The sequence below is a fragment of the Mycobacterium sp. IDUB_9 genome (assembly GCF_055419505.1).
Window position 1 is genome coordinate 1,806 of the sequence record NZ_JBVAXU010000014.1, and the last position, 1,776, is coordinate 3,581.

1 rRNA gene (cut by a window edge) is annotated in these 1,776 nt (G+C 55.4%); it reads left to right on the forward strand.

Going from position 1 to position 1,776, the window contains the following annotated elements:
* The first annotated feature begins 226 nt into the window (after positions 1-226).
* A 23S ribosomal RNA gene (locus ACZY08_RS29655) occupies positions 227-1,776 on the forward strand; it runs 1,676 nt beyond the window's last position.

Genomic DNA, 1,776 nt, shown 5'->3' on the forward strand with positions numbered 1-1,776 from the left:
GACACACTATTGGGCTTTGAGACAACAGGCCCGTTTTTCCCTGGCCCCTGTGTGGGGTGGGAGGCGTGTTGTTGCTCCATCTTTGGTGGTGGGGTGTGGTGTTTGATTTGTGGATAGTGGTTGCGAGCATCTAGCACGCAAAATGTGGCGCCGGCCTTCGGGTGGGTGCTGTTTTTGTGTGTCATTGATGTGCAATTTCTTTTGAAACTCATTTTTGGTGTTTGTGTTGTAAGTGTTTAAGGGCGCATGGTGGATGCCTTGGCACTGGGAGCCGATGAAGGACGTTGGAGGCTGCGATATGCCTCGGGGAGCTGCCAACCGAGCGTTGATCCGAGGATGTCCGAATGGGGAAACCCAGCACGAGTGATGTCGTGTTACCTGTATCTGAATACATAGGGTGCAGGAGGGAACGCGGGGAAGTGAAACATCTCAGTACCCGTAGGAAGAGAAAACAAAAGTGATTCCGTGAGTAGTGGCGAGCGAAAGCGGAGGATGGCTAAACCGTATGCATGTGATACCGGGTAGGGGTTGTGTGTGCGGGGTTGTGGGACCTGTTTTTCCAGTTCTACCTGACTGGAGGGTAGTGAGAAAATGTCGTGGTTAACGGAAGTGGTTTGGGATGACCTGCCGTAGACGGTGAGAGCCCGGTACGTGAAAACCTGACATCTGCCTTGAACAGTGTTCCCGAGTAGCAGCGGGCCCGTGAAATCTGCTGTGAATCTGCCGGGACCACCCGGTAAGCCTGAATACTTCCCAGTGACCGATAGCGGATTAGTACCGTGAGGGAATGGTGAAAAGTACCCCGGGAGGGGAGTGAAATAGTACCTGAAACCGTGCGCTTACAATCCGTCAGAGCCCTCCTTCGTGGTGGGGTGATGGCGTGCCTTTTGAAGAATGAGCCTGCGAGTCAGGGACATGTCGCGAGGTTAACCCGTGTGGGGTAGCCGCAGCGAAAGCGAGTCTGAATAGGGCGTATCCAATCCGTAGGGGTTGGTGTAGTGGTGTGTTCTGGACCCGAAGCGGAGTGATCTACCCATGGCCAGGGTGAAGCGCGGGTAAGACCGCGTGGAGGCCCGAACCCACTTAGGTTGAAGACTGAGGGGATGAGCTGTGGGTAGGGGTGAAAGGCCAATCAAACTCCGTGATAGCTGGTTCTCCCCGAAATGCATTTAGGTGCAGCGTCACATGTTTCTTGTTGGAGGTAGAGCTACTGGATGGCCGATGGGCCCCACAGGGTTACTGACGTCAGCCAAACTCCGAATGCCGACAAGTCCAAGAGTGTGGCAGTGAGACGGCGGGGGATAAGCTCCGTGCGTCGAGAGGGAAACAGCCCAGATCGCCGGCTAAGGCCCCTAAGCGTGTACTAAGTGGAAAAGGATGTGCAGTCGCGAAGACAACCAGGAGGTTGGCTTAGAAGCAGCCACCCTTGAAAGAGTGCGTAATAGCTCACTGGTCAAGTGATTGTGCGCCGATAATGTAGCGGGGCTCAAGTACACCGCCGAAGCCGCGGCAACGAGACTTGTTCTCGTTGGGTAGGGGAGCGTCCTGCATCCGGTGAAGCAGCAGAGTGATCTAGCTGTGGAGGGTGTGGGAGTGAGAATGCAGGCATGAGTAGCGAATAGGCAAGTGAGAACCTTGCCCGCCGAAAGACCAAGGGTTCCTGGGCCAGGCCAGTCCTCCCAGGGTGAGTCGGGACCTAAGGCGAGGCCGACAGGCGTAGTCGATGGACAACGGGTTGATATTCCCGTACCCGTGTATGTGCGTCCATGATGAATC